1 protein-coding gene is annotated in these 593 nt (G+C 49.2%); it reads left to right on the plus strand.

What is annotated here, in order from left to right; translation table 11 throughout:
• Positions 1–389 precede the first annotated feature (389 nt).
• Positions 390–593: helix-turn-helix domain-containing protein (locus ACQRCJ_RS12495; protein WP_427799950.1), on the plus strand; the 204-nt coding region annotated here is incomplete at its 3' end.

Consider the following 593-nt stretch of genomic DNA (forward strand, 5'->3'; position numbering starts at 1 on the left):
TTGCTTTGGCCTGTATCCTTTGGAGAAAACTGGTATAGCAAGATGTATGCCGGACATTCTCTTGCTGGACTCCAGAAGAGGGGCTAAGTTTATTTTTTGAAGGGCTGGGAATTTTCAACTGGAAATGAGAACAGAGGGTTTGGAAAAAAGTTCTCCCGTCCCCCCCTTGCATCCCCCCATCCTTTCCAAAAATTTTTGTTTTGGAAGATGGCAACGACGGAGACCTGTCATGCTGACCAGAGGAAAGTTTTTTCAGGGTGGGGGAGAGCGCGAGGGACAGTTTTTACGGCAGATTGTAAATTGAAACGCAACACGGGGCTTGCGTAAAACAGGAAGACCCACAACAGTCAAGGTTGGAAAAAAACAAACCTCACAATGAGGAGACTGTCGTGGGTCATCATCAGCTTACACAAACACATCGGGAAATACTAGCCAGCCTCATTGCCGGGAATCTTTCCATTCGGAGAATAGCGGGGATCTTGGGCTACGCGCCTTCCAGCATCAGCAGGGAGCTGAAACGCAACAGCGGGAAAGACAGGAAATATCAGGCGGATATGGCGCAACGCAAGGCTGTCTGGCGGAACACGAAGGAC

The organism is Desulfovibrio sp. SGI.102 (assembly GCF_050314315.1).
In the GTDB taxonomy this organism is placed as follows: domain Bacteria; phylum Desulfobacterota; class Desulfovibrionia; order Desulfovibrionales; family Desulfovibrionaceae; genus Desulfovibrio.